Origin of the sequence: Caballeronia sp., assembly GCF_049581465.1 — a bacterium.
Taxonomy (GTDB): Bacteria; Pseudomonadota; Gammaproteobacteria; order Burkholderiales; family Burkholderiaceae; genus Caballeronia.
On the sequence record NZ_JBAUSA010000277.1, the window covers coordinates 1 to 2,193 of the forward strand.

Annotated in this window: 3 protein-coding genes; 1 reads left to right on the forward strand and 2 read right to left on the reverse strand. The window is 61.5% G+C overall.

Annotation, left to right across the window (positions count from 1 at the left end; translation table 11 throughout):
- The coding region (locus tag WCA53_RS06860) for a YbiU family protein (protein ID WP_423907259.1) at positions 1–403 on the reverse strand (403 nt) is incomplete at its 3' end.
- Positions 404–496: 93 nt separating this feature from the next.
- Between WCA53_RS06860 and WCA53_RS06865 the strand changes: the two genes are divergently transcribed.
- Positions 497–1,471: a helix-turn-helix domain-containing protein gene (locus WCA53_RS06865; protein ID WP_423907262.1), complete on the forward strand. Its 975-nt coding sequence runs from the start codon at positions 497–499 to the stop codon at positions 1,469–1,471.
- Between the two features lie 22 nt (positions 1,472–1,493).
- On the opposite strand, the gene WCA53_RS06870 is transcribed toward WCA53_RS06865, so the two are convergent.
- Positions 1,494–2,193 (reverse strand): helix-turn-helix domain-containing protein (locus tag WCA53_RS06870; RefSeq protein ID WP_423907264.1); only part of this gene is annotated, 700 nt, incomplete at its 5' end.

The window sequence follows — 2,193 nt, forward strand, 5'->3', positions numbered from 1 at the left end:
CGCCATAGATCTGCGGCTTGCTTGACGCCAGTTGGCCAAAGTATTTGTCCTCGGCGCGATTTTCCAGGCGCTTGTCGAGATTATTGCGTTCGACATAGCCGGCAATATCCTCGTCCCAACTCGCAACTAGCGCGCGCGGGAAGACATTGCGAATCACGCATGCGCCGCGCGCCTTGACGACCGCGATCTGGTCCGCGGTAACACGTTGCCCGGTGATGTCGGAAAACTGAATCTCGGGAATGACGTCTTCTCCGCGATCCCGCTGCCCGGCGATTCGCTTCGCCTCTTTGCTGATCGCTTCTTCGACTTCGGCGAAGACCTCCCGGTAGTTCGGCAACGCCGCGCGTAACTCCTTTTTCGCTTGGCGAATTGCGGTCGGCAGATCGTCAATGATTAACGCCATGATTGTCTCCGTATGAATTTGATATAGCCGAGGATATGACGTGCACGCGTGCCTTAGTGATACTATTCAGGCAATTTATTTGCGTTTTCGGCCATGAAGCCAACCTACGAGCATGTCGAATTCGGTGAGAGCTGTTCGGTCCGGGTATACCATCGGCGGCTCTCGCGTATTCCGTTCGAGTGGCATCATCATCCGGAGTACGAGCTAACGCTGACCATGAACAGTCATGGCAAGCGCTACATCGGCGACTCCGTCAACGAATATGACGCCGAGGATCTCGTCCTCGTGCCGCCGGACCTCCCGCACACCTGGGCGTCGAATCGTTCGATCGATCCATCCTCTGCACAAGTCGCCATCGTTATCTGGTTCGATGGCGATTGGGCGCGGCGTATGGCGGATTGTTGCCCCGAGTATGAGCCGCTGCGCAAGCTGTTACGCAGGGCCGCGAGTGGGCTAGCCTTCGAACCGCCTGCTGGCAAATCGATGCGCGGACGCCGGGAGCAATTGCTATCTAGCGGCGCGCGCGAGCGCCTTAGCGCGGCCCTCGACATTTTGTGCACGCTCGCCGACGCGCCGGGCCAACCGCTCGCCTCATCGAGTGCTTTCAACCGGACAAGCGCCGGCCCATCTGGCCACGAGCCCGAACGGATTAACCGGGTCCTTTCGATGATTGACGCGCGCTTTGCCGAGCCGTTGCGACTGTCAGAGCTCTGCGCGGCCGCCAGCCTGTCGGAGCGCACGCTCACGCGTTACTTTGTTCAGCATATCGGTGAGAGCGCCGGTCGATATATCACTCGGGTTCGTATTGGGCACGCATGCCGAATGCTGGCTGACACCTCCCTGCCCGTTGCCGTCATCGCTGCTCGTTCGGGCTTCGCGAACGTCGCCAACTTCAATCGCCAGTTCAGGGGTGCGAAGCAAACGACACCGGCCGAATATCGACGGCTATTCGCGGTTGCGGGCTCTCCGGACAAGGACGCAGCGGCTCGCTTGACCGAACGGTCTCCTTCCCTTCAAAGGAAGCGGAAATTAGCCGGTGAGCGAGACAGCGAAGAGACCGCCAATTAGTACCGGACCCGCCCGTTCGTTATCATCCCGCCAAACCGTTACGGATCGCGAACGCCGCAGCCTCCGTGCGATTGGCGGATTCGGTCTTGGCGAGGATCGCCCGAATGTGATTCGCGACCGTGTTCGGGCTCAGGAACAGCCGCGTGGCGATTTCGCGATTTCCAAGCCCACTTGCCACCAGTCGAAGCACCTGGGCTTCGCGCGCACTCAACCCGGCCGGACAAACCGGAGATGACGCATGCCCGATCGAGCGTCGTACCTCGTCGATTCGCTCGGTCAGCGTGCGCATGCCCATGCGCACCGCCGCAGCCCGTGCGTCCTCTAGCAGCACGCTCGCGCCGTCGCGATCACCATCGGCGTTGCGGGCCAGCCGCATCAAGGCATAGCGCAAGCGTGCATGCGCGAGCGCAGGGAACGCTCCCTGCCGGAAGTTCATCGTCAACGCAGACTCGAAGTGGCGCTGAGCGTCTTGCCATTTGCGCTGTGTCGTGGCGAGCAAGCCGAGCAGGGAGGCCGCGGCGCCGAAGCATCCAACCGTCGTCCCGATCAGGAGATTGCGGCCGTCGTACGGCAGCAGCATCGCATACAGGACATCCGCCCGTTTCTTGTCATCGAGCCGGGCGCACACCTGGGCCAGATACGCCAGACTCGCCCCGCGTAAGCCGTCATGGCGGACCACCGCAAAGTCATCCGCAGCGAGCGCCTCGAACTCGCTGCGCGCC

What these genes read in the sequence shown, in the direction of transcription:
- WCA53_RS06865 (WP_423907262.1), top strand. Translation starts at nt 497, where the DNA reads ATGAAGCCAACCTACGAGCATGTCGAATTCGGTGAGAGCTGTTCGGTC.